This window comes from Nocardia sp. NBC_01009, assembly GCF_045208035.1.
In the GTDB taxonomy this organism is placed as follows: domain Bacteria; phylum Actinomycetota; class Actinomycetes; order Mycobacteriales; family Mycobacteriaceae; genus Nocardia.
In genome coordinates this window covers 3563622-3588965 of sequence record NZ_CP108695.1, presented here as the reverse complement: position 1 = coordinate 3588965, position 25344 = coordinate 3563622, and the positions used below count along the sequence as shown (strand labels likewise).

Annotated in this window: 18 protein-coding genes; 12 read left to right on the top strand and 6 right to left on the bottom strand. The window is 67.4% G+C overall.

All coding sequences use genetic code 11. The features are described from left to right. Complete coding sequence (locus OHA42_RS16020; protein WP_406237929.1) at positions 1-1257, bottom strand: serine hydrolase domain-containing protein; 1257 nt, start codon at positions 1255-1257, stop codon at positions 1-3. Positions 1258-1483: 226 nt separating this feature from the next. After that, positions 1484-3235 carry a malto-oligosyltrehalose trehalohydrolase gene (gene treZ, locus OHA42_RS16015; RefSeq protein ID WP_406237927.1) on the bottom strand — a complete coding sequence of 584 codons (1752 nt, stop codon included), beginning with the start codon at positions 3233-3235 and terminating at the stop codon, positions 1484-1486. A gap of 198 nt (positions 3236-3433) precedes the next feature. On the opposite strand from treZ, the gene OHA42_RS16010 reads away from it, so the two are divergent. The 3 genes from OHA42_RS16010 (at position 3434) to OHA42_RS16000 (ending at position 5944) form a co-directional block, all read left to right on the top strand. Beyond that, entirely contained in the window at positions 3434-4048 is a 615-nt protein-coding gene (locus OHA42_RS16010; protein ID WP_406237925.1) for a class I SAM-dependent methyltransferase, read from the top strand. A gap of 53 nt (positions 4049-4101) precedes the next feature. After that, positions 4102-4674, top strand: coding sequence for a TetR/AcrR family transcriptional regulator (locus OHA42_RS16005; RefSeq protein WP_406237923.1), 573 nt, complete (start codon positions 4102-4104; stop codon positions 4672-4674). A gap of 79 nt (positions 4675-4753) precedes the next feature. Next, entirely contained in the window at positions 4754-5944 is a 1191-nt protein-coding gene (locus OHA42_RS16000) for a Cmx/CmrA family chloramphenicol efflux MFS transporter (protein ID WP_406237921.1), read from the top strand. Between the two features lie 152 nt (positions 5945-6096). On the opposite strand, the gene dnaE is transcribed toward OHA42_RS16000, so the two are convergent. Further along, positions 6097-9591, bottom strand: a complete 3495-nt coding sequence (dnaE, locus tag OHA42_RS15995; protein ID WP_406239399.1) for a DNA polymerase III subunit alpha — start codon at positions 9589-9591, stop codon at positions 6097-6099. Between the two features lie 411 nt (positions 9592-10002). Here dnaE and OHA42_RS15990 point away from each other — a divergent pair, with 411 nt between their 5' ends. The 8 genes from OHA42_RS15990 (at position 10003) to acs (ending at position 19020) form a co-directional block, all read left to right on the top strand. Continuing rightward, positions 10003-10443 (top strand): hypothetical protein, encoded by a 441-nt coding sequence (locus OHA42_RS15990; RefSeq protein WP_406237919.1) that lies wholly within the window; start codon positions 10003-10005, stop codon positions 10441-10443. A 94-nt stretch (positions 10444-10537) separates the two neighbouring features. Next, positions 10538-11737: a histidine kinase gene (locus OHA42_RS15985; protein WP_406239397.1), complete on the top strand. Its 1200-nt coding sequence runs from the start codon at positions 10538-10540 to the stop codon at positions 11735-11737. Between the two features lie 51 nt (positions 11738-11788). Further along, positions 11789-12586: a LytR/AlgR family response regulator transcription factor gene (locus OHA42_RS15980; protein ID WP_406237917.1), complete on the top strand. Its 798-nt coding sequence runs from the start codon at positions 11789-11791 to the stop codon at positions 12584-12586. After that, on the top strand, positions 12583-12951 hold the full coding sequence (locus tag OHA42_RS15975) for a hypothetical protein (RefSeq protein ID WP_406237916.1): 369 nt from the start codon (positions 12583-12585) through the stop codon (positions 12949-12951). The genes OHA42_RS15980 and OHA42_RS15975 overlap by 4 nt, the downstream gene beginning before the upstream one ends. Before the next feature lie 54 nt (positions 12952-13005). Further along, complete coding sequence (locus tag OHA42_RS15970; protein ID WP_406237914.1) at positions 13006-14760, top strand: cation acetate symporter; 1755 nt, start codon at positions 13006-13008, stop codon at positions 14758-14760. A gap of 195 nt (positions 14761-14955) precedes the next feature. Then, positions 14956-15342, top strand: a complete 387-nt coding sequence (locus OHA42_RS15965) for a DUF485 domain-containing protein (RefSeq protein ID WP_379072786.1) — start codon at positions 14956-14958, stop codon at positions 15340-15342. After that, positions 15339-16985 (top strand): cation acetate symporter, encoded by a 1647-nt coding sequence (locus tag OHA42_RS15960; RefSeq protein ID WP_406237912.1) that lies wholly within the window; start codon positions 15339-15341, stop codon positions 16983-16985. Before OHA42_RS15965 ends, OHA42_RS15960 begins: the two co-directional genes overlap by 4 nt. 67 nt (positions 16986-17052) lie before the next feature. Further along, on the top strand, positions 17053-19020 hold the full coding sequence (acs, locus tag OHA42_RS15955; RefSeq protein ID WP_406237910.1) for an acetate--CoA ligase: 1968 nt from the start codon (positions 17053-17055) through the stop codon (positions 19018-19020). A gap of 121 nt (positions 19021-19141) precedes the next feature. On the opposite strand, the gene OHA42_RS15950 is transcribed toward acs, so the two are convergent. The 3 genes from OHA42_RS15950 to OHA42_RS15940 all read right to left on the bottom strand — a co-directional run bounded on the left by OHA42_RS15950 (position 19142) and on the right by OHA42_RS15940 (position 21534). Further along, positions 19142-19627, bottom strand: coding sequence for a DUF6194 family protein (locus OHA42_RS15950; RefSeq protein WP_406237909.1), 486 nt, complete (start codon positions 19625-19627; stop codon positions 19142-19144). A gap of 336 nt (positions 19628-19963) precedes the next feature. Beyond that, positions 19964-20626: an NADPH-dependent FMN reductase gene (locus OHA42_RS15945; protein WP_406237907.1), complete on the bottom strand. Its 663-nt coding sequence runs from the start codon at positions 20624-20626 to the stop codon at positions 19964-19966. After that, positions 20623-21534 (bottom strand): alpha/beta fold hydrolase, encoded by a 912-nt coding sequence (locus tag OHA42_RS15940; protein WP_406237905.1) that lies wholly within the window; start codon positions 21532-21534, stop codon positions 20623-20625. Before OHA42_RS15940 ends, OHA42_RS15945 begins: the two co-directional genes overlap by 4 nt. A 122-nt stretch (positions 21535-21656) precedes the next feature. On the opposite strand from OHA42_RS15940, the gene OHA42_RS15935 reads away from it, so the two are divergent. Beyond that, positions 21657-24914, top strand: a complete 3258-nt coding sequence (locus OHA42_RS15935; protein WP_406237903.1) for a BTAD domain-containing putative transcriptional regulator — start codon at positions 21657-21659, stop codon at positions 24912-24914. The last annotated feature ends 430 nt before the right edge of the window (positions 24915-25344 follow it).

The window sequence follows — 25344 nt, the reverse complement described above, 5'->3', positions numbered from 1 at the left end:
CTACGCCGCCTCGGGGGTCTCCACGACGGCGGCGGGCCGCCTGGTCGAGCGCAGTCCGGCCAGCACCATCGGCAGCAGCCAAGCCGCCGAGGATTGGTCGAAGGTCAACTGCCCCACCGAAAGCCGGTTGTGCACGAAGCCGACCGAAAGCCCGAGGCGCGGCTCGGCCCAGCCGAACGAGCCGCCGAGACCGATGTGACCGAGACCCGCGCGAGCACCGGGCATCGGCATCGAGTGGTAGCCGAGGTGCCAGAGCATCGGCGCATAGAACAGCGCGTGGTCGAGCCGGTAGCTCTCGATCCGGCGCAGCGCCTTGATGGTCCGCGGCGACAGGTACTGACGACCGTCTGCCGTTCCATTGTTGGCCAGCGCACCGTACATGGTGGCCAGCGCCGATGCGGTGCCCACCCCGTTGCCTGCAGCGAGTTCGGTGTTCAGGATGGGCGGATTCTCGCCCTCCAGGATCGCTTCGACGCCGGGCAGGAACAGGCAGCGGGCAGCCGCACCGAGTGCGCCAGGAATGCCATAGCTGAAACCCAATACCTTTGCGGTGAGCGGGTTTCCGATCGGACGCAGTTGGTTGCCGGCGAGTTCGGCGTAGCTGGTCGGCGCGGAGGCGGGCGGTCGGCCCAGATGAATACCGTCGATGCCGAGCGGCTCGGCGACCTCGGTGCGGAACAGCTCCGCCATACCGTCGCCGGTGATCGCGCGGGCCAGCCCGGCGAGCAGCCAACCGTAGGTGAGCGCGTGATAGGCCGGAACACCCAGCAGGTGATCGGGTTTCGCGGCGGCGAGGCGTTCCTCCATCAGCTGGTGATCGAGGATTTCCAAGCCGGAGGCGATCGGACTCAGCGCGGACAGGCCCGCACGGTGGGTCATTACCTGACGGACGGTGATGCCGGCTTTGCCATTGGCACCGAACTCCGGCCAGTACTCCGCCATCGGGGCGGCATAGTCGAGCAACCCGCGGTCGGCGAGGCGGTGGATCACCGTGGCAGTGACACCTTTGGTCGCCGAGAAGATGATGGATCCGGTGTCCTTGGTCCACGGCGTGTTGCCCGCGCTCCCGGTCCAGATCTCGACGAGAGGCGCACCGCGCAGATGCACCGCGAGCCCCGCACCCGCGCCACGACGGTTTCCGAATGTCTTCACGAAACGGCGTACCAGTGGTCCGAATTCAGCGGCGGCGCTGCCGCCCACCCCGACGGGGAGTTCGCCAGACAGATCGAAGTCCCCGGATGAAGCCACGTTGCTCATTACTCAACGGTAATGGCGTCGGTCACGCTCGGCAACGGTCATTGTCTCGGACAGTTGACGCCGAGTGCTCCGAGCCGCTCGAGAGGGCGGCTACGAGCCTCGGTTTACGAAGCTTTCGAAACGGTAACATCGTAGGTCAACATGGGTTGATACGCCCACAAACGGCCGACGGTGATAACAATTTTCGTTCGGTTTTCGTGCGGCTGCCGGGCCGGACCACCGGCAGCTACCGGATCCGCTCCGACTCGGTGACCTCCTCCGCCGATACCACCACGAACGAATGCCCGGGAACGCCTGTCCCCGAATCGGCTTCGACAGGTTCGCCCCAGGCCAGCAATACCGTTCCGACAATCGGCACGGTGACCGGATGGGCGGACAGGTTGCACACCAGCCGCACCGTCCCTCGGTGCACGACGATCCAGCGCGCGTCCTCGTCGTAGTCGACCGCAACATGGGTCAGCCACGGGTCGGTGAGCTCGGCCCGCGCGCGGCGCAGCGCGATGAGCGCGCGGTAGCAGCCGAGCAGCCCGGCATGGCGCGCGACCCCCAGCTCCGACCAGTCGAGTTTCGAGCGCAGAAACGTCTCCGGGTCCTGCGGGTCGGGCACGTCGTCACTATCCCAGCCGTGCTCGGCGAATTCAGCCTTGCGGCCGGCGGCGGTGGCGGCCCCGATCACCGGATCGGTGTGCGAGGTGAAGAACTGGAAGGGTGTGCTCGCGCCCCACTCCTCCCCCATGAACAGCATCGGCGTGTAGGGCGAGAGCAGCACGAGGGCGGCCTTGATCGCCAGTTGCCCGTCGGCGAGGTTGACGCTCGGCCGGTCACCGATCGCGCGGTTGCCGACCTGATCGTGGGTGCAGGTGTAGGCCAGTAGCGCGCTCGCGGGGATCACCCTGGTGTCCAGTGGGCGGCCGTGGGTGCGGCCACGGAAGCTGGAATACGTTCCGGCATGGAAGAAACCGTTGGTCAGGGTGTGCGCGAGGCAGCCGAGCGTGCCGAAATCGGCATAGTAGCCCTGTCTTTCACCGGAGACCGCGGTATGCACGGCATGGTGCAGGTCGTCGTTCCACTGCCCCGTCAGCCCGTAGCCGCCCGCGGCGCGCGGGGTGATCAGCGTCGGGTCGTTGAGGTCACTCTCCGCGATCAGAGTCAGCGGCCTGCCCAGGTGCGCGGCGAGGCGTTCGGTCTCGGCGGCCAGTTCGGCGAGCAGGTGGGTGGCGGTGCGGTCCACCAGTGCGTGCACCGCGTCCAGCCGCAGCGCATCGATGTGGAACTCGCGCAACCAGCGCAGCGCGTTGTCGACGATGAAGCGGCGCACCGGATCCGAGCCGGGCCCGTCCAGGTTGAGGCTCTGACCCCAGGTATTGCGCCCCTCGGTCAGATAGGGCGCGAAGCGCGGCAGGTAGTTTCCGGAGGGCCCGAGGTGGTTGTAGACGACATCGAGTGTGACGGCCAATCCTCGTGCGTGACAGGCATTCACGAAGCGCTGCAAACCGTCGGGACCACCGTAGGGTTCGGCCACCGCATACCAGAGCACACCGTCGTAGCCCCAGTTGTGGGTGCCGTCGAAGGCGTTCACCGGCATCAGCTCGACCGCGGTCACGCCGAGGTCGACCAGATGATCGAGACGTGCGATCGCCGCGTCGAAGGTGCCGGCCGGAGTGAAGGCGCCGATGTGCAGTTCGTAGTAGATCGCGCCCGCCAGCTGCCGTCCGGTCCAGCCGGAGTCGGTCCATACCGCCGGGTCCAGAGCGTGCAGCGCCGAGCGCCCGTGCACACCGTCGGGCTGTCGAGGCGAGCGCGGATCGGGCAGCACCGTCGGATCGTCATCGAGGAGGAAGCCGTAGCGCGCAGTCGGCGCGGACGCCACCTCGGCTCGCCACCACCCGTCGGTCGACCTGGTCATCGGATGCACCGAACCGTCCACTTCGACCCGCACCCGCTCCGGACGCGGCGCCCACACCTCGAACAGGGTCACCGCGCCAGCATCGCACGCCCGACCTCTCCACACGTGCCGAGCGTGCGGGCATTCCGGACCTGTGCACGGTCCCTGACCAGTGCGACGGGCCTTCCGCAGGGCCGAATCGCCGGTTCCGCGTTCATCGCATGGCCTTCGGACGGCCCCGCCCGACGGCATCACATGGCGCTCCCGGCACCGCACTGACACAGTGAAGACGTGGGTATCTACAACGATCGGATCGTGCCGCGCATCGTCGAGGTGGCCTGCGGCGCGAAGTTCAACAATCCGCAGCGCAAGCGGGTCTGCGCCGGACTGCACGGGCGGGTGGTGGAGATCGGCTTCGGGTCCGGGCTCAATGTGCCCTTCTATCCGGCGGCGGTGCAGTCGATCAGCGCGGTCGAACCGGCGGATCTCGGGTGGAAGCTCGCCGCAGGACGCTTGGCCACGGCCGCGGTGCCGATCGAACGCGCCGGGTTGGACGGTCAATCGCTCCCCTTCGCCGACAGCTCTTTCGACGCCGCCCTCTCGACCTGGACGATGTGCACCATCCCGGACATCGCGACCGCACTGGCCGAGGTGCGCAGGGTGCTCGTTCCCGGCGGCACCCTGCACTTCGTCGAGCACGGCCTCGCGCCGGATACGAAGGTGCAGGTCTGGCAGCACCGGCTCAACCCGATCCAGAAGGCCATCGCGGGCGGCTGTCACCTCGATCGCGATATTCGCGGGCTGGTCGAGACCGCAGGCTTCGAGATACGCGACATCGATATCTTCTACATGCAGGGGCCCAAGTTCCTGACGGCGCTCACCCTCGGTGTCGCAGTGTCGCCCTGACCCACTCCACATATATTGGAACGATCTGTTCAAAATATGTTAGCGTTGGCCTCATGGCACGACCGAGGCGATTCGACGAGGAGCGGGCGGTGGACGCGGCGATGCGCGCGTTCTGGACCGCCGGCTACGAGGGAACCTCCACCCAGGACCTTTGCGAGGCAACAGGACTCGGGCGCAGCAGCATCTACAACACCTTCACAAGCAAGCACGATCTGTTCGATCGAGCGCTACAGCGGTACGTGACCACCAAGAACGCAACCATTTTCGAGCTGCTCGACAGCGACCAGTCGGCCAAAGCGAAGATTCGCGCCCTGCTATGGCAGGTGATCGACGCACCCGAGGAGGAACCGACCGGCTGCCTGGTGGTCAATTCGACCGTCGAGCTGGCCCCGCGCGATCACGCGGTGGCCGCCACACTGCGCACCGATCAGGAGCTGCGATTGGCCGCGCTGACCGCCGCCATCGAAAGCGGCCAGCGGGCAGGCGATATCGAACGCGGCAGGGATGCGCGCGATCTCGCACACTTCGTGAACGCCACCATCGCCGGAATGCGCGTGGCGGCGCGCGGCGGAGCGGGACGGGATGCACTGGAAGCCATTGCCGGCACCGCGCTCAGCGCACTGTAAGACCAGCAAGGCGGCATCGCGCCGCCTTTTCTTTCGAGTTCATTTTGAACTGATCAATCCAAAACTAGAGAGGTATCTGATGCCGTTAGCCGTCTTCGTCCTGGGGTTGTCGATCTTCGCCCAGGGCACCTCGGAGCTGATGCTCGCCGGGCTGCTGCCCGAAATGGCCACCGATCTCGGCGTGACCATTCCGCGCGCAGGACTGCTGATCTCGGCATTCGCCCTCGGCATGCTGGTGGGCGCACCGGTGCTCGCCGTGGTCACGCTGCGCTGGCCACGCCGCGATGCGCTGCTCGGCTTTCTCGCCGTCTTCGTCGCCGCCCACGTCGTCGGCGCCTCGACCGCGTACTACTGGGTGCTGTTCGCGACCAGGGTGGTGAGCGCCTTTGTCTACGCGGGGTTCTGGGCGCTGGCGGCCACCGCCGCGGTGAGCCTGGTGCCGGAGAACGCACGCGGCAAGGCAATGAGCATCGTCGCGGGCGGACTCACCATCGCCACCATCGTCGGGCTGCCCGCGGGCACCGTCATCGGCCAGCACTTCGGCTGGCGCGCGGCATTCTGGGTGGTCGCCGCGCTGTCGGCGCTCTCGGCGATCGGCGTGCTCGCGAAGATTCCCGGCGGACGGCCGACCCGGGTGCCGCAATTGCGCAATGAACTGCGCACCATGGCCAACCCGCGGCTGTGGCTGTCCTACGCGACCACCGCGCTGTCCACCGGGTCGATCTTCGTGACCTTCTCCTACCTCGGCGCCATGCTCGCGGACACCACCGGAATCTCCGAAACCTGGATTCCCGCGGTGCTCGCGCTCTACGGCCTCGGCAGCCTGATCGGCATCAGCATCGGCGGCCGCACCTCCGACGCCCACCCCTTCCGCACCCTCTACGTCGGCGCGGCGGGCATGACCATCATCGCCGCGGGGCTGGCACTGAGCGCGGACCGGCCCGCGCCGGTGATCGTTCTCGTATTCCTCTTGGGCGCCTTCGGTTTCGCCACCAACCCTGCCCTCAACACCCGGGTCTTCACCGTGGCAGGCGCCGCCCCCACTCTCGCCACCGCCACCAACTACTCCGCGTTCAACGTCGGCATCACCGTCGGCCCCTGGCTCGGCGGCATCGCCATCGGCGCCGGCCTCGGCTACGCCTCGGTCGGCTGGATCGGCGCGGCGATGGGCGGTGCCATGCTGGCCACGATCGCCTGGGCCCAACACGTGCACCGCAGGCCCGCTATTGCGACACCGGAACCACAGCCCCTCCCCGAACTCGCCCACTGACCGGAGGACGCCGAACCGCGCACCGCCGCGCGGTTTTCCACCGACAACCGGAACGCTGTGCGATCCGGCCTCGACGACCGATCCGCGACCAGCTCGAAATGCCGAACCCCGACTTACCTTGTGGCAAGCCGGGGTTCGGCGTCGGAGGTAGCTCAGCCGGCCAAGCAGCCGGGACCGAGTAGGGCCTTCAAATCGCCCATCAACGCCGACGACGGCGAGACGCGCAGGCTGTCGTCGAGTTTCAGCAGGGTGGTCTTGTCGCGGGCACCGACCAGCCGCAGGTGCACATCTGCAGTGCCGGGGTGGCTGGTCAGGACGCGCTTGAGGGCGCTCACCTTGTCGGGGGTGCACAGCCTGGTCGGCAGGATCACCGCGAGCGGCTTGGCCACGCCGATCGAGGAGAGGTCGGGGACGGCGAGATCGTTGGCAATCAACGAGATCCGGTCGTCGCGGACCGAGACACGGGCCTTCACCAGGACGACCGCGTCCTCCACGACATCCATGCCGTAGACCGAATACGACTGCGGGAAGAACAGCACCTCGATGCCACCGGTCAGATCTTCCAGCTGTGCGGAGGCCCAGGCCAGACCGTTCTTGTTGATCCGTCGGTTGACCGAGGCAAGGATGCCGCCGATGGTCACCTGGGCGCCGTCCTTGATGTCACCCTCGAGAATGGCGGGGATCTGCGTATCCGCTTGCGCGGCCAGCACATGCTCGACACCGTTGAGCGGATGCCCGGACACGTACAGGCCGAGCATTTCGCGCTCCAAAGCGAGCTTGTGCTTACTCTCCCACTCGTCGTCGGGCACCTTCACGTCGAAGATCGAGGACACCGACTCGTCGGCATCCATCCCGCCGAAGAGATCGAACTGCCCGATCGCCTCGGCCTTCTTGGTCGACATCACCGCGTCGATGGCATCGGAATGGACCAGCAGCAGACCCTTGCGCGGATGCCCGAGCGAGTCGAATCCGCCTGCCTTGATGAGGGATTCGGTGACTTTCTTGGTGCAGGCGATCGCGTCGATCTTGTTCAGGTAGTCCGAGAAGTCGGTGAACTTCGACTTCTCCTTGCGCGCGGCGATGATCGAGGACACCACATTGGCGCCGACATTGCGCACCGCGCCGAGTCCGAACCGGATGTCTTTGCCGACGGAGGCGAAGTTCAGTTCGGACTCGTTGACGTCCGGCGGCAACACGGTGATACCGAGGCGGCGGCAGTCCGACAGATAGACCGCGGCCTTGTCCTTGTCGTCGCCGACGCTGGTCAGCAGTGCCGCCATGTACTCGGCCGGATAGTTCGCCTTGAAGTAGGCGGTCCAGTAGGAGACCAGACCGTAGGCCGCGGCATGCGATTTGTTGAACGCGTACCCGGCGAACGGAAGGATGGTGTCCCACAACGCCTTGATGGCGGCCTTGGAATAGCCATTGGCCTGCATGCCCGCTTCGAAGCCCTCGAACTCCGCGGCCAGCACCTCGGCCTTCTTCTTACCCATCGCGCGGCGCAAGATGTCTGCTCGACCGAGCGAGTAGCCGGCCACCTTCTGCGCGACGTGCATGATCTGCTCTTGGTAGACGATCAGACCGTAGGTTGCGCCGAGGATGTCCTTCAACGGCTCGGCCAGTTCCGGATGGATCGGCTTGACCTCTTGGCGGTTGTTCTTGCGGTCGGCATAGTCGTTGTGCGCGTTCATGCCCATCGGGCCGGGGCGATACAGAGCGCCGACGGCCACGATGTCCTCGAACGCGGTCGGCTGCATGCGGCGCAGCAGGTCGCGCATCGGACCACCATCGAGCTGGAACACACCGAGCGTGTCGCCGCGAGCCAGCAGGTCATAGGTCGCCGGGTTGTCCAATGGCAATGCGTCCAAGTCGATCTCGACGCCGCGGTTCAGTTTCGCGTTGTCGATCGCGTCACCGAGCACCGTCAGGTTGCGCAGGCCGAGGAAGTCCATCTTCAGCAGGCCGATGGCCTCGCACGACGGATAGTCCCAGCCGGTGATGAGGGCACCGTCCTGCGGCCGCTTCCACACCGGGATGGCGTCGGTCAGCGGCTCCGAGGACATGATCACCGCGCAGGCATGCACGCCTGCGTTGCGGATCAGGCCTTCCAGACCCCGTGCGGTCTCGTAGATCTTGGCGATGTCGGGGTTGGTGTCGATAAGCGTCCGGACCTCGGCCGCTTCTTTGTAGCGCTCGTGCTCCGGGTCGGTGATGCCCGACACCGAGATGTCCTTGGCCATGATCGGCGGTGGCAACGCTTTGGTGATCTGGTCGGCGATGGCAAATCCGGGCTGGCCGAACAACACTCGGGCCGAGTCCTTGATGGCTGCCTTGGTCTTGATGGTGCCGAACGTGATGACCTGCGCGACCCTGTCGCTGCCCCACTTCTCGGTGGCATAGCGCACCATTTCACCGCGGCGGCGATCGTCGAAGTCGATATCGATATCGGGCATCGACACGCGCTCGGGGTTGAGGAACCGCTCGAACAGCAGCCCATGCGGAATCGGGTCGATATTGGTGATGGTCAAGGCGTAGGCCACCAGCGAACCAGCGGCCGAACCACGGCCGGGGCCGACTCGGATGCCGACCTCGCGGGCATGCTCGATCAGGTCACCGACCACCAGGAAGTAGGCCGGGAAGCCCATCTCCAGGATGACGTCGATCTCGTACTCGGCCCGATCCACGTAGTCCTGCGGCACGCCGTTGGGGAACCGGCGGTCCAGTCCCCGGGCGACCTCTTTGCGCAGCCAGCTGCCTTCGCTCTCGCCATCGGGCACCGGGAAGACCGGCATCCGGTCGCGGTGTGCCCACACGTCGTCGTAGGGCTGCACCCGTTCACCGATGAGCACCGTGTTGTCGCACGCGCCGGGCACCTCGGCGTCCCAGATCGCGCGCATCTCCTCGGCGGACTTCAGGTAGTAGCCGTCACCGTCGAACTTGAAGCGGGTCGGGTCGCTCAGCGTCTTGCCGGTCTGAATGCACAGCAGCGCCTCGTGATTGGTCGACTGATCCTTGGTGACGTAATGACAGTCGTTGGTGGCGATCGGCGGGATGCCCAGCTGCTTGCTGATATTCAGCAGCCCCTCGCGGACCCGGCGCTCGATGGACAGGCCGTGGTCCATCACCTCGAGAAAGAAGTTGTCCTTGCCGAAGATCTCCTGCCACTTGGCCGCAGCCTCCAGGGCCTCGCGGTCGTGACCGAGGCGCAGGCGGGTCTGCACCTCGCCGGAGGGGCAGCCGGTGGTGGCGATGATGCCCTCGGCATATTGGGCGATGATCTCCTCGTCCATCCGCGCCCACTTGCCGAGCTGGCCCTCGAGCGACGCCAGCGAAGACAGCTTGAACAGGTTGCGCAGGCCGGTCGCGTTCTCCGCGACCATGGTCATGTGCGTGTAGGCGCCGGAGCCGGAGACGTCGTCGCCCTTCTGGCTCGGATCGCCCCACTGGATGCGCTTGGTGTCGAATCGGGAGGCAGGCGCAATGTAGGCCTCGATACCGATGATCGGCTTGATGCCCGCCTTTTTCGCGGAGTTGTAGAACTCGGAGGCGCCGTACATATTGCCGTGGTCGGTCATCCCGACCGCGTCCATCCCCAGCCGTTTCGCCTCGGCGAACAGGGGCGAAATCTTCGCCGCACCGTCGAGCATGGAGTACTCGGTGTGGTTGTGCAGGTGAACGAACGATCCGGACGAGGCGGCCAAGACGGTCCTTCCTCCCAAGGTCTCGACGGGGGTTGGCCTAGCGATTCTAGGCACGTCGGTACGACAAGTTTTCTGAGGCGCGCACGCCGCAAACAGACGCCCCAGGAGGGCCCGGCGTGTCGGTGGCGAAGATCACCGGCGCGTCTGGCGAGTCGCCATGGAGCTGTCCATTTTCCGCGAATGACGTCTAGCGCGGACCGGTCGACACTACGCGACGCCCGCAGCCACGTTCTCCTCCGCGCTGCCGGATCGGCGGAATCTCGACCACCGAGGCGGCGCGCGTGGCAACGTTTATCGCGATGTGCGTACGGGCATGACCGCACAACCGAGGACCGACCCAACTCTGTAGGGGTGCCGATGAATACAGCCAGATCTCTGTTCGTCCTTTCCGCTACACCCGTTGCCGCCGTTGCACTGCTGGCCACGGCCGCACCCGCCACCGCGGAGGGCAAGTTCGCCACCATGTACTCGCTCACCCAGGGCGCCTGTTTCGCACAGGTCGATTCGAGTGTCAACGGTGACGCCTATCCGTCGAGCGCGGCGTTCACCGTCAGCACGACCATGTTCGGCATCGGACCGTGCACGCTGCCGGTCACGCTGAACTGGCGCAATCTCGCCAGCGGCGCGACGGGCTCGTTCACAGTGACCGCGAACGGCCCCGGGTACTGGAGCAACAGCAGCTACTCCGCGATCTTCCAGCCCGGAATCGGCGATTTCACCAGCACGGTGACCATTGGCGCGGCGCACCTGCCGGAACCGGGCAACCGTGAGTTCACGGTGCACGAATACCAGCCGTAGCCTGCGCTTCGGCGCTGCTGTCACCGACCGCGTGACGGCATCGGGATAATCGGGCGATGACGTGGCAGCAACACACCCCTTCGACGGGTACGCGTTGACGACGGCGGCGGTAGCCGTTGTCGCCTCGGTGCTGTTGCTCGCCGGTGCGCTGCTGGTGTGGTCACGGACCCGTCGGTCCGTGACCACACCGGCCGAGCGCGCGGTGCACACCGCGCTGCACACCGCCTCGCTGGCCGCGCGGCACTTGCGCCAGGGCCTGACCGATCAGTCTGCGCAGGAATCGGCGCCGCATCTGCGCGCCCTCACTGGAGCCGAGGCGCTGGGCGTCGCCGATCCGGACGGCACCTTGCTCGCCTGGGACGGCCCGCACTCCGATCTCGCCGAGTATTTCGCCGATGCCGCACGCCGCGCGATGGCGACCGAGCGACCAGTCCTGGTGTCCCGGCCCGGCCGCGTCGAGCACTCCGGGCGCACCTTGATCGCTCAGCCATTGCTGATCGAAAACTCCGGAGTTGCCGGTGCGCTGGGGGTGGTGACCACCGGGCAGCCGGGACCCGGCAGGCTCGGCGCGGTGGCGGAGGTGGCGCGATACGCCTGCGGCCAGCTCGAGTTGGCCGAGCTCGATGCATCCCGCGCCCGCTTGGACCGCGCCGAGGTGCGCGCATTGCGCGCCCAGATCAGCCCGCATTTCATCTACAACGCACTCAATACCGTGGCATCCTTCGTCCGCACCGACCCGGATCGGGCGCGGGAGCTGATCCTCGAATTCGCGGACTTCACCCGCTATTCCTTCCGCGCCGCAGGCGAATTCACCGTCCTCGCGGACGAACTGCGCAATATCGAGCGGTATCTCGCCCTGGAGCGGGCCCGCTTCGGCGATGCGCTCGAGGTACGGCTACAGATCGCGCCGGAGGTGCTCGGCGTCGTGCTGCCCTTCCTCGCGCTGCAACCGCTGGTGGAGAACGCGGTCCGGCACGGCTTGGCGGGGGCGAGCCGCGGCGGCACGGTGAGCATTATCGCCACCGACGCGGGCACCGACTGCGTGATCAGCGTCGAAGACGACGGCATCGGGATGGATCCGGATCTGCTGCGCTCCGGCGCCCTCGACGCGATCGAAACCGGCACCGGCCCTGCGGCTTCCGGCGAATCTGCCCATGTGGGCCTTGCCAATGTCGACGACCGACTGCGCGCCGCCTTCGGCAACGACTACGGCCTGATCGTGGAAACCGCGCCCGGCGCGGGCACCAAGGTGAGCCTGCGGGTCCCCAAGTTCCGGGCCGGCATCCAGGCATGAAGGCTCGACCCGATCCGACGCCGCGAAGCCAGCGCTTACGATGGACCGGCTGTGACCCGGACCACTGACCAGTCCACCGGACCGCTTCGCGTGCTTGCCGTGGACGACGAGAAACCGGCTCTGGACGAGCTGGTGTATTTGCTGCGCGCGCAATCGGGTGTCGGCGAGATCCACAGCGCGGGCGACGCGACCAATGCGCTGCGGCTGATGCGGGCCCATCCCATCGATGCGGTGTTCCTCGACATCAATATGCCCGGGCTGGACGGGATGGAATTGGCGGGCATCCTGTCGGAGTTCGCGAATCCACCCGCCGTGGTGTTCGTGACGGCGCACGACGATCGAGCGGTGGCGGCATTCGATCTCGGGGCCGTCGATTACCTGCTCAAGCCGTTGCGCGAGGCACGATTGGCCGAGGCGGTGCGGCGAATCGCCGCCGCACGCAGCACGCCCGCACCGGTGACCGAGCAGCCGCGCGCCGATCCGAACGAGGTTATCCCCGTCGAGCTCGGCGGCGTCACCACCTTGGTGAACCGCTCGAGCGTGAGCTGGGTGGAGGCGGACGGTGATTACGCGCGGCTGCACACCAGCGCCGGGTCACATCTGGTGCGGATTCCGCTGACCGCGCTGGAATCCCGCTGGGAGAATGCGGGATTCCTGCGGGTGCACCGGTCCTATCTGGTGGCGCTGCGGCTGGTGACCGGACTACGCACGGTCGGCACCGGCACGGTGGTGTGCCTGCGCGCGGACGGGAACGCCGCGGCAGTGGAGCTGCCGGTCAGTCGGCGACAGGTCCGCGAGCTGAAGCAGCGTCTCGTGCACGGCCCTCGACAGCAGCGGAACCACCTGTGACCGGACCGCAGCAGCGACCGACCCGGCAGCGTGTGGTGCTGGCCGAGCGTCGCGGCGCGCGGCGGGTACGCACTCGCGTCGAGGTGGCCGAACAGACCGAGATCGGCGCGGCCATGATCGGCGGGCTCATTCGCGCTCAGCTCGGCCTCGCGCTGCGGCTCGGCCTGGTCACGGTCCTCGTATTGTGCTCGCTGCCATTGCTTTTTCATATCGCAGCGGTCGGCTCGTTCGTGGTCTTCGGTATACGACTGCCGTGGCTGCTGCTCGGTATCGCGGTCTATCCCCTGCTCTACGCCGTCGGCCGGCTGTACGTTCGCCTCGCCGAGCGCAACGAACAGGACTTCCTCGAGCTGGCGGACGAGTGACGTGAACATCGACGCGGCAACCGATCTCACGGAGCGAGTCGGCCGGAGACGACAATGAGCACCAGCACCGCACCCGCGCTCACCATCGCCGCCCTGCTGCTTGCTGCACTCGCCACCGTCGCCATCGGCGTCTACGGCGTGCGCTTGGCGCGGACCACGTCGGACTTCCTCGTTGCCTCGCGTAGTGTCGGGCCGCGCTGGAACGCGGCGGCGATCTCCGGCGAGTATCTTTCCGCCGCTTCCTTTCTCGGTGTTGCCGGGCTCATCGCCAAGTACGGGGCCGACGCGCTCTGGTATCCGGTCGGGTTCACCGCGGGGTATCTCGGATTGCTGTTGTTCGTGGCCGCGCCGCTGCGGCGATCGGGGGCCTACACCGTGCCCGACTTCGCGGAATTCCGGCTCGGGTCGGTGCGGCTGCGCCGGCTGGCGGCGGTCGTAGTGGTGCTGATATGCGGGGTGTACCTGATTCCGCAGTTCCAAGGCGCCGGGTTGACGTTGCGCATTCTGTTGGGCGTGCCGGACTGGGTCGGCGCCGTGGCGGTCGGGGCCATCGTGATCGCGAATGTAGCCGGCGGCGGGATGCGGTCCATCACGCTGGTGCAGGCCTTCCAGTACTGGCTCAAGTTGACCGCGGTGGCGATACCGGCGCTGGTGCTGCTCGGGCATTTCCTCGCCGACGATCGCGAACTCGCCACACCCGCGCCCCCGATCGTCACCGAGCGGACGACGGTCGATGTGAGCACCGATGTGGTCGTTCAGGTGGCCGCGCCACAACTGGTTTCGATCAACGGCACTCTCGACGACCGCGCGGTGACCGGACCGGCGCTGCTGACATCCGGCGAACACGAGCTGGCCGCGGGCACCCAGCTGGTCCTCGATGCCGGCGCTGCCGTGCCGGTGGTGGCCGGTGCGCCCGCCGACGGCGCGGCCTGGTTGCTGCCCGGCGGCGGGTTCGGCGGATCACATCCCACCTACCAGGTGTTCTCGCTGATCGTCGCCACCTTCCTCGGCACCATGGGGTTGCCGCATGTGCTGGTGCGCTTCTACACCAACCCGGACGGCCGGGCGGCGCGGACCACAGCGCTCGCGGTGATCGGGCTGGTCGGAGTGTTCTACCTGTTCCCGGTGCTGCTGGGGGTCTTCGCGCGGCTCTACGTGCCGCAGCTGCTGATCACCGGCACCTCCGATGCCGCGGTGGTGCTGCTGCCGGGATCGGTGCTCGCCGGTCTACCCGGACAGTTGCTCGCGGCGCTGGCGGCCGCGGGCGCGATCGCGGCGTTCCTGTCCACCTCGTCGGGTCTGCTCGTGAGCATCGCGGGCGTGCTCAGCACGGACATGCTGCGCGGGCGCATTCGCGATTTTCGTGCCGCAGCGCTGTGCGCCGGTGCCGTGCCCCTCGGTCTTTCGCTCACCGTCGCCTCACTCGATCTGTCCCGCACCGTCGGGCTCGCATTCTCGGTCGCCGCGTCCACGCTCTGCCCGCTGCTTGCACTCGGCATCTGGTGGCGCGGGCTGACCGCGATCGGGGCGGCCACCGGGCTGATCACCGGCGGTCTGGCGGCGGGCGGCGCGACGGTGGTATCGGTGCTCGGCGGGGTCTCCGACGAGGTGGCGGGCGGCTGGCCCGCGGCGGTGCTCGGCTATCCGGCCGCGATCAGCGTTCCCCTGGCATTCGCATCGATGATCCTGGTCAGCAAGGTGACGCGCCGCCAGAGTGCGCGCACGGTCGGGCGGATCTTCGTGCGCCTGCACGCGCCGGAAAGGCTCGGCATGGGCGCCGACCGGGAGCGCGTGCTGCGCTCCAACTGAGGCTGCCCGCGGTCGAACGAACCGCCGTGGCGATCCGATTTTCGCACTCCGCGGCCGGACCGTTCGTCGCGTCCAGCCGACCGCTCACCGCACAAACAGGCACCTTCACAGAGTGACCTGCGCCACATCATGATTCCCTCATGCCGACCTGGCTACGGTCTGCGCAGTAAGTCACGTCACACGCTAGGACTCCTGATGACCAGTATCGACCTCGACGGCGAGAGCACCGAGCCTCGGCGCTCGGATGCCGCCGCGCCGCCGCGCACGCCGAGCGCCGAGGACTTCGCCGCCGTGCAAGCGAGTCCGCAATTCCAGGAGCTCCGAAGCCGGTTGCGCCGCTTCGTGTTTCCGATGACCGCCCTGTTCCTGGTCTGGTACCTGAGTTACGTGCTGCTCGGCGCTTACGCGCACGACTTCATGGCGACCGAGGTCTTCGGGAACATCAACCTCGGCTTACTGCTCGGCCTCGCGCAGTTCGTCTCCACCTTCGCCATCACCGCACTCTACGTCCGGTTCGCCAACCGCGAACTCGACCCGCGCGCGGCCGCTATTCGTCATTACCTCGAAGGGGGCCGGGCATGACCGTCTTCGCCGACACGCAACACCTTGCTGCAGGGACGGTCGGCAATCCGGCCGCGAACATCGCCATCTTCGCCATCTTCGTCGTGATCACCATGGTCGTGGTGATCAGGGCCAGTCGCAACAACCGCACCGCCGCCGACTACTTCACCGGCGGCCGCGGCTTCTCCGGTCCACAGAACGGTGTCGCCATCGCGGGCGATTACCTTTCCGCGGCAAGCTTTCTCGGCATCGCCGGTGCGATCGCGGTCTACGGCTACGACGGGTTCCTCTACTCGATCGGTTTCTTGGTCGCCTGGCTGGTCGCGCTGCTGCTGGTCGCCGAAATGCTCAGGAACACCGGCAAGTTCACCATGGCGGACGTGCTGAGCTTCCGGTTGCAGGAAGGCCCCGTCCGCACCGCTGCCGCATTGACCACGCTGGCCGTCTCGCTGTTCTATCTGCTGGCGCAGATGGCGGGCGCCGGCGGTCTCGTCGCGCTGCTGCTCGATATCTCCGACAAGACCGGGCAGTCCATCGTGATCGCCGTTGTCGGCGTGCTGATGATCGTGTACGTGCTGGTCGGCGGCATGAAGGGCACCACATGGGTGCAAATCATCAAAGCCGCGCTGCTCATTACCGGTGCCGCGCTGATGACGGTCATGGTGTTCGCCAAGTTCGGCTTCAACTTCTCCGACATCCTCGGCTCGGCCCAGGAAGCGGTGTCCGGTTCGAAGACCAAGGGCGTGGCCGCGCGTGACGTGCTCGCCCCCGGCGCCCAGTACGGCGGCAGCTCGACCTCCAAGCTGAACTTCGTCTCGCTCGGCTTGGCGCTGGTGCTCGGCACGGCAGGTCTGCCGCATGTGCTGATGCGCTTCTACACGGTGCCCACCGCGAAAGAGGCTCGGCGATCGGTGGTCTGGGCAATCGGGCTGATCGGCGCGTTCTACCTGTTCACCCTGGTGCTCGGGTACGGCGCGGCCGCGATCGTCGGCCCCGACCGTATCCTGGGCGCGGCCGGCGGCCAGAACTCGGCGGCGCCGCTGCTGGCGTTCGAGCTGGGTGGCGTTGTGCTGCTCGGCATTATCTCCGCGGTCGCCTTCGCCACGATCCTCGCGGTCGTCGCCGGACTGACCATCACCGCCTCGGCGTCGTTCGCCCACGACATCTACGCGAGCGTGATCAAGAAGGGCAAGGTCGACGAGGACAAGCAGGTCCGGGTCTCCAGGATCACCGCGGTGATCATCGGCGTGCTCGCCATCGGGCTCGGCATCCTCGCCAACGGCCAGAACGTCGCGTTCCTGGTGGCGCTCGCCTTCGCGGTCGCCGCCGCGGCGAACCTGCCGACCATCCTGTTCTCGCTGTTCTGGAAGCGGTTCAACACCACGGGAGCGCTGTTCAGCATGTACGGCGGCCTGATCTCCACCATCGTGTTGATCGTGTTCTCCCCGGCGGTGTCGGGCACCAAGACCTCGATGATCCCGGGTTCCGATTTCGACTGGTTCCCGCTGTCGAATCCGGGAATCGTCTCCATCCCATTGGCTTTCGCGCTCGGTGTGATCGGCACCTTCCTCGGCGGCCGGAAGCGGGAAGATCCGGCGAAGGCCTCGGAGATGGAGGTCCGCTCACTCACCGGCGTCGGCGCGGAGAAGGCGGTCGTGCACTGAGACCTGCCGCCCCGACATTTCGACGGGATGAGACCACATCCCTTGTAGTTCCGATAGGAGTTCCACGTTGACCAGCGCAACCACCGACCTTGACACGACCGGCCTCGACAGCACGTCCGGTGCCGTACCGGCCACCTACTCGCCGGAGGCCGCATTCACCGCGACCGCCAATGCCGGTGCGGCCGTGTACGACCGTGCCGCGGCCGATCGGCTCGGGTTCTGGGCCGAGCAGGCTCGGCGGTTGCACTGGGATCAGCCGTGGACACAGGTCCTCGATTGGCGCGACGCGCCCGTTGCGAAGTGGTTCGTCGACGGCAAACTCAACGTCGCCTACAACTGCGTCGACCGGCACGTACTGGACGGCCACGGCGATCAGGTCGCCATCCACTGGGAAGGCGAGCCGGGCGACTCCAGAGACCTCACCTACAGTGAACTGCTCAGCGAAGTGTCCAGGGCGGCAAACTATCTCACCGAGCTCGGCATGCGGGCCGGCGACCGGGTCGCCATCTACATGCCGATGGTTCCCGAGGCCATCGTCTCGATGCTGGCCTGCGCCCGCCTCGGCCTCACCCACTCGGTCGTCTTCGCCGGGTTCTCCCCCACCGCGTTGCGGCAGCGGGTGGACGATGCCGAGGCGCGGCTGGTGATCACCACCGACGGTCAGTGGCGGCGCGGTGTGGCCGCGCCGCTCAAGGCCGCGGTGGACGAGGCGCTCGGCGGCGCGCCCTCGAGCGTCGAGCACGTGCTCGTGGTGCGCCGCACCAACATCGAGGTGCCGTGGACCGAGGGCCGTGACCTGTGGTGGCACGACACGGTCACCGATGCTTCCCCGGACCACCAGGCGCAGGCATTCGACGCCGAGCATCCGCTGTTCATCCTCTACACCTCCGGCACCACCGGAAAACCCAAAGGCATCCTGCACACCTCCGGCGGCTACCTGACCCAAGCGGCCTACACCCACCACAACGTCTTCGACCACAAGGCCGGACACGACGTCTACTGGTGCACCGCCGACATCGGCTGGGTCACCGGACACAGCTACATCGTCTACGGCCCGCTCGCCAACCGGACCACCCAGGTCGTCTACGAGGGCACACCCAACTCTCCCGACGAGCACCGGCACTTCGACATCATCGAAAAGTACGGTGTCACCATCTATTACACCGCTCCCACCCTGGTGCGAACGTTCATGAAGTGGGGCCGCGAGATCCCCGACGCCCACAACCTGTCCTCGCTGCGACTACTCGGCTCGGTCGGCGAGCCCATCAACCCGGAAGCCTGGCGCTGGTACCGGGATGTCATCGGCGGCAACCGCACTCCGATCGTGGACACCTGGTGGCAGACCGAGACCGGCGCCATCATGATCTCCCCGCTGCCCGGCGTCACCGCGACCAAGCCCGGCGCCGCGATGGCTCCGCTGCCCGGCATCTCCGCCAAGATCGTCGACGACGAGGGCACCGAACTCGAGAACGGCCGTTCCGGTTTACTCGTCCTCGACCAGCCGTGGCCGTCGATGCTGCGCGGCATCTGGGGCGACATGGACCGGTTCCGGGAGACCTACTGGGACCGATTCGCCGAGACCGGTTGGTATTTCGCCGGTGACGGCGCCAAGCTCGACGCCGACGGCGACCTGTGGGTGCTCGGCCGCGTCGACGACGTGATGAACATCTCCGGCCACCGTATCTCCACCGCCGAAGTCGAATCCGCCCTCGTCGGGCACTCCGGAGTCGCCGAGGCCGCGGTGGTCGGTGCCAGCGACGACACCACCGGTCAGGCCATTGTCGCGTTCGTCATCCTCACCGCAGGCGCGACCGACACCGGCGCGGCCCTGGTCACCGAACTGAAAGCCGAAGTGTCCAGGGAGATCAGCCCCATCGCCCGCCCACGCGAAATCCATATCGTCCCCGAACTCCCGAAAACCCGCAGCGGCAAGATCATGCGCCGTCTACTCCGCGACGTCGCCGAGGGCCGAGAACTCGGCGATACTTCGACCCTCGTCGACCCGAAGGTCTTCGAGACCATCGCCCGCGGATAGACGACGCGGAATGCGGCGGACCCGGCCACCACGGTGATGAGGGGGACCGGGTCCACCGCTCCGCGCCACCGGATCATCGGCGCGGGTGTGGTCGCTGCGATGGGTGATCGCGGCTGATACGTCAGTCGGCTTGCCGTTGTGCGACGGAACGCCGGCGTGCGAGCCAGTTGGCATGTTTGCGAGCGGTGAACCGGTAGGCCTCGGCCAACAGTGGTTCGATGGCGTCGAAGGTCTCGTCGCTCGGGTTCACGACACAGACCCAATGCTGAGCACCGTAGGTAGGGTGCGGCATCAGCTGATCCCTGGCCGCATAGTCGTAATCGGTCGCCAGCGTGCCGTTCTCGTCGCGCCGAGTGGGCACCTGCCCGAACATCGCGGTAAAGGTGTCCTTGGTCAGGGAGATGTTCAACCGGTACGCGTCCTCATGGTCCAGCGCGGAGACGGTGTCGTAGTTGTCGCCGGTCACGATGGTCGCGAAGGGGATTTGACGCTTGGCAGGCAGGTCGCGGTTCGGGTCGTAGATGAAGAAACTGTCACCCAGATACCCACTGACCACCACGCCCTCGAACTTCTCACCGATGTAGCGCTTCACTTCGTCGGCATCCATACCGAAACCTTTCTCTAGCGAGATCACCTACCTTGAATTTTCTCATTGAACTTCCCAGTGAGACTTGTCTGAACATGAACGCTATTCGTGCAGAATTTATCGACAAAACCCTCAAACCAGTGAGGGGAGTCACACCGTCGTCTCGACGGCCGCATGGGATTGCGACGACACGTATTCGGCGGCCGTCGCCGCCGTCTTCAGCGCGGGGGTGGATGCCACGTTCGACGAACGTGAATGCCGCCCACGTCAGATCTTCGAACTCGAATCCCGCTAGCCTCGGCCGGTGCCCCCTGGGCCGCCACTCGTCGAACTCCGGCCGGCGGGGTCGGGATGTTCTCACAGCACGAACGGTGCACTGGCGCGAGCCTCGCGCAATGCGCGGGCCCACCAGAGGAGCTGGTCCACTGCACCGTTGACGGATTCGTCGAGCTCGGCATCGCGACGCGGCCAGCTGCCGTCGGCGGCGAAGCGCTGCCATACCTTGGCGATGGGGACGGTGCGGCGAATGGGAACGGCATTCAGTTCGCCGAACACCTGCCGCAGTTGGGCGGCGGCCTGGCTGCCGTCGGAGTCGCGGCCGTAGCTGACGACGGTCACCGGCTTGGCGGCCCATTCGCTGTCGAACCAGTCGATGGCGTTCTTCACAGCCGCCGGGAAGCTTCGGTTGTATTCGGGCGTGACCACGACGAAGGCGTCGGCGGCGGCCAAACGCTGGCCCAATTCGCGCACCGTCGGGGGAACCTGTTCGTCGTGATCGGTGAGCCGATCGGGCAGTCCGACAGTGGCGAGGTCGACGGTGTCCAGCTCGACATCACGACGGCGGCGCAATCGGCCCGCGAACCAATCCGCCACCGTCGGCCCGAATCGGCCGGTGCGGGTGCTGCCGAGGATCAGCGTGACCCGCACCGGGCACGCGGTGAGCGCCACCGGGGCCGGGCCGGCGCCCGGTTCGTCAGTGCCCGCCGCCGCATTCACGGTTCGATCGCCGAGCTCGCTCACCGCACGTCCTGTGCGGGTGCTTCCAGGAAGGCGGGGATGATCGGCAGCAACAGTTCTGGACGGTGCACCAGGGTGACGTGGCTGGTGCCGGGCAGGATGGCCAGCTGCGCGTTCGGCAGGCCTGCGGGTGTGTCGCCCATGATGCCGCCGCCGAAGAGCCGGAACATCTCGACCGCGTGCTCGGGCCTGACGACGTCGGAGTCGCCGATCACCGTCAGCGTCGGCGCTGTGATCTGACGCACCGCCGCTGCCGCAAAAACGGGCAACGCGTTCTGGTCGTGATCCTTGACCCGCGCGACCAACCGCGGGAAGTCCTCAGGACGCGGCGCGTTCTTCATGTAGTCGTTGTAGAACGGCGAACCGTGCAGCATCTCGGGCTGCAGCCCGGCAAGGCCGTCCAGCAGCCCGGGGTGCATCGCGTTGGCGTCGAGGCCGCCCGCCGCGAGCACCTGTTTGCGCACCAGTTCGGGGTGCTTCAGCGAAATCTCCAGTGCGACACCGGCGCCCATGCTGTAGCCGAAGATGTCCGCGCGTTGCACGCCGAGCTGGTGCAGCAGCGCCACCGTGTCCTCCGCCATCTGCGGAGTGCGCAGCGGACGGTCGATGTCGGCGGTGCGGCCGTGTGCCTGCTGTTCGACGGCAATCACCTGGCGGGTCTTGGACAGTTCCGGAATCAGTTGACCGAAGTCGGTGCCGATGCCCGACAACGCGCCGTGCAACAAGACCAACGGCGGCTGCGCGGTCGGAGTCCCGTGCACCTCGTAATACATGTGCAGGCCGTTCACATCGGCGTAGGCGCCGGGAGCCGCGGCCGGAGCGGGCCTCGGCGCGTCGTCGGCGGCCGAGCAGCCCGACAGCAGGGCGGTGGCGGCGAGGGCAGCGGCGACGAATGCGGTGCGGAGTTTCATGTCGGTTCCTTCGGTGGTCGGTGTTGTTCGTTGGCACCAACTCTGGGCTGTGCACCTTCCGGTTTGTTTACGGTCGAATTCCGGTGCCGAGCGCCCGTGCGTCCACCGCTTAAGCTGCGAGTATGCGTTTCGGTGTGCTCGGTCCGTTGACGGTCTGGACGGCGGCGGGCACGGTCGTCCCCATTCCGGGCGCCAAGGTGCGGGCGCTGCTGGCAGATCTGTTGGTCAACGGCGGACAGCCGGTCTCGGCGGATCGGCTCGTCGACGACATCTGGGCCGATGATCCGCCCGGAAACCCCGCGGGCACGCTGGCGGCCAAGGCGTCGCAGCTGCGGAGGGCGCTCGAGGATGCCGAGCCCGGTGGCCGTGAGCTGGTGGTGTCGCCACCACCCGGCTATCGCCTCGGCGGCACCGACGTCGACGCGCTGCATTTCCGTGCACTGGTGGCCACTGCCCGTGCGACCACGGACACGGCCGCGCGCGTCCAGGCGCTCACCGAAGCGCTCGGTCTGTGGCGCGGCCCCGCATACGCCGACTTCCGGGACGCAACCTTCGCCGAACCCGCCATCGCCCAGCTGGAGGAACAGCGGCTGGTCGCTGTCGAGGAACTCGCGGAGGCGCGACTGTCACTCGGCGAATATCGCGAGGTGGCGGGCGATCTCGCGGCATTCGTGCGCGAACACCCACTGCGCGAACGGTTGCGCGCGGGATATTTGCGTGCACTCTACGGTGCGGGCCGCCAGGCTGAGGCGCTCGACAGCTATGAGGACCTGCGTCGACAGTTGGCCGACGAACTGGGCCTCGACCCGAGTCCGGAACTTGTTGCTCTGCACCGCTCGATTCTGGGGCAGGAGCTCCAGCTCGCGGCGCCGCGACCGGAAACAGTATTGCGGCGGCGCAATTCCAATATCCCGGCCCAGCGCACCGAGCTGATCGGCCGCGACGGGGACCTGATTCGGCTGCGCGACACCGTTTCCGCCACCAGGCTGGTGACGCTGACCGGCCCCGGCGGCGTCGGCAAGACCCGGCTCGCGCTCGCCGCGGCTGCCGGACTGACCGAACGGTTTCCTCAGGGCGCCTGGCTGGTCGAGCTGGCGCCGCTGCAACCTACCGCGACCGACGGGTCGACCTGGCTGGCCGAGGCGGTGTCGCAGGTGCTCGGCATCCGAGCCACCGACGGCGCCGATCCGGCGGAGCTGCTCTGCGAGGCACTCGCCGAGCAAGAACTGCTGCTGGTCCTCGACAATTGCGAACACGTCGTCGATTACGCGGCCGACCTCGCCGAACTGCTGCTCGGCGCCGCCCCGAACCTGCACATCCTCGCCACCAGTCGCGAACAGCTGCGACTGCCCGGTGAGGACATCGTCGCGGTCGAGCCCTTGACCGTGCCGACCTGCGACGCCGATCTCACCGAACTCGAACAGTCCAGCGCGGTAAAGCTTTTCCTGACCCGGGCCCGCGCGAGCGCCCGCGACTTCGTCCTCGACACCGACACCGCCGCGCCGGTCGCCACCCTGTGCCGCAGACTCGACGGCATCCCCTTGGCCCTGGAGTTGGCCGCGACCCGGGTGCGGGCGCTCGGTGTGCACGAGATGGTGGCCCGGCTCGACGATCGTTTCCGGCTGCTCGCCACCGGACATCGCGGCGCCCCGCCGCGCCAGCAGACCCTGACCGCAATGATCGACTGGAGCTGGGGTCTGCTCGACAACGAGGAGCGGGCAGTGCTGCGCCGACTGGCTGTGCATGCGGGCGGCTGCACCCTCGACGCCGCCGAAACGGTGTGTGCGGAAGGGATCGACGGGGACACCACCACTACCCGGCTCGATCTGCCCATGGTCGCGGATATTGTTGCGAGACTGGTGGATCGGTCGCTGGTGCACGCAACGGGCAGGCGATTTCGGCTACTCGAGTCGGTGGCGGCGTTCAGCATGGATCGACTGGCGGAGGCGGGCGAAGCGGCCGCGGTCGCCCGGGCCCACCACCGGTATTACCTGCTGCTGGCCGAACGGGCTTCGCCGGAGCTGTATGGCGCGGACCAGCAGCGATGGTTGCATCGACTCGACAGCGAGGATGCGAATCTGCGGGCCGCACTGGACGGATTCGTGCGGGCGAATGATGCGGACCACGCGCTGCGGCTGGTGAATGCGCTGGCCTGGTATTGGCTGCTGCGCGGGCGGTTGAACGAGGCGCGGCGATGGTTCGATGCCGCGCTCGCACTGGGTGGTGCGCCCGAGCATCGCGCACCGGCTCTCGCGTGGAATACCGGGCTCGCGTTCCAGCAAGGCGAATTCACCGACGGTGCCGCGAAGCGCGCCGCGGTGTTCGTGGTTTATGACACCGTCGACGATCCGGCGGGGCGGGCTCGCGCCGAGCTGTTCCTCGCCTTCTCCGCGCTGGAATCCGGCGACCTGCCGGAGCTGGAAGCACTGGTGCGCCGGGCGCTTCCGGTGTGTGAACAGCTCGGTGACCGCTGGGGTATCGCGGCCGCGCACGTGGCGCTGGCGAAATCCGCGCACAGCCGGGTGGATCTGACCGCGTTGGAGCACAATGCCCACTCAGCGGCGCGGATCTTCGCCGAGATCGACGACCGCTGGGGCAGACTACAGGCCGCCGAATGGCTCGGCGGCCTCGCGGAACTGACGGGCGACCTGACCGGAGCCACCGACATCCACACCGAGGCGCTCGGCCTTGCCCAGGAGCTGGAACTGTGGGGCCAGGTGTGCACCCACCTGTGCTGGCTGGGCTGGATCACCATGCAGCACACCGACTTCGACCGCGCCACTGCGCTCGGTGCGCAGGCGCAGCGAATCGCGGCCGAACACGGCTACGGTCCCGGCCGCCTCTTCGCCTCGGTCGTGCTCGCCTTCGCCGCCCGGCGTGACGGCAAACCCGATGTCGCGGAATACATCCTGCGCGAACTGCTGGCACTGACCCCGCCCGACGCCGAAGAGACGCCGCTGTTCCTCCCTATGCTCCAAGTCGAACTCGGTTATCTCCTCGAACAGCGGGGCGAGCCCGCGGCCGCACTCGACCTCCACCTCGCCGCCTTCGACGGCGCCCAACGCATCGCCGCCCCACGCGACACCGCTTTCGCCCTGGCCGGATTGGCTACCGCCACCGCCGGCCTCGGCGAATACGACACCGCCGCACACCTTTTGGGTGCCGCCGAAGCCGTCCGCCTGGCCAACGGCATCGCCCTGCTCCCCGCCGAACGCCCGGACATCGACGGCCCGACCAGCACCGTCCGGGCAGCCCTCGGTGATCCCGCATTCACCGCAGCCCACGCGGCGGGCGCGAAACTGACACCGGGTGCAGCGCGGGCGCTTGCCGCCGCCTCGGCACCGACACCGCGACCCACCGTCGCCGCCGACCATGGCTGACCACCCAACCGGGTGAACTGCGATAGCCATCCGCCGACCGCGCGTCCGTGAGCACCGCTTCCGAGCACGAATGCGGCCCAGGCACCACCAGCCGCACCGACAACACGACCCCCTCACCGCCGAACTGACCCCGCCGCGGGTGAACTGCAACGATCACCCGCCGGAAACACAACGGCGAGCACTCGTTTGCGAGCACGAGTGCGGCCGCCGAGGCACTGGCCCCAGGCCCGACAGTACGACGCACCGCCGGTCCGATCTCAGCTGACCGTCCGACCTGACAGCCCCGGACAAGCACCGGTCGGCCGCACCGCATCGCGCGCTCTCGTGAGCCGCGGCTCGCCCATAACTGCCACGACAGCTGCCCACTTTTCGGCCCGTGGACCTTGGCCGTTTCCCTTGCTCGGTCCGCCGTCGCGCCGGCATATTCGAG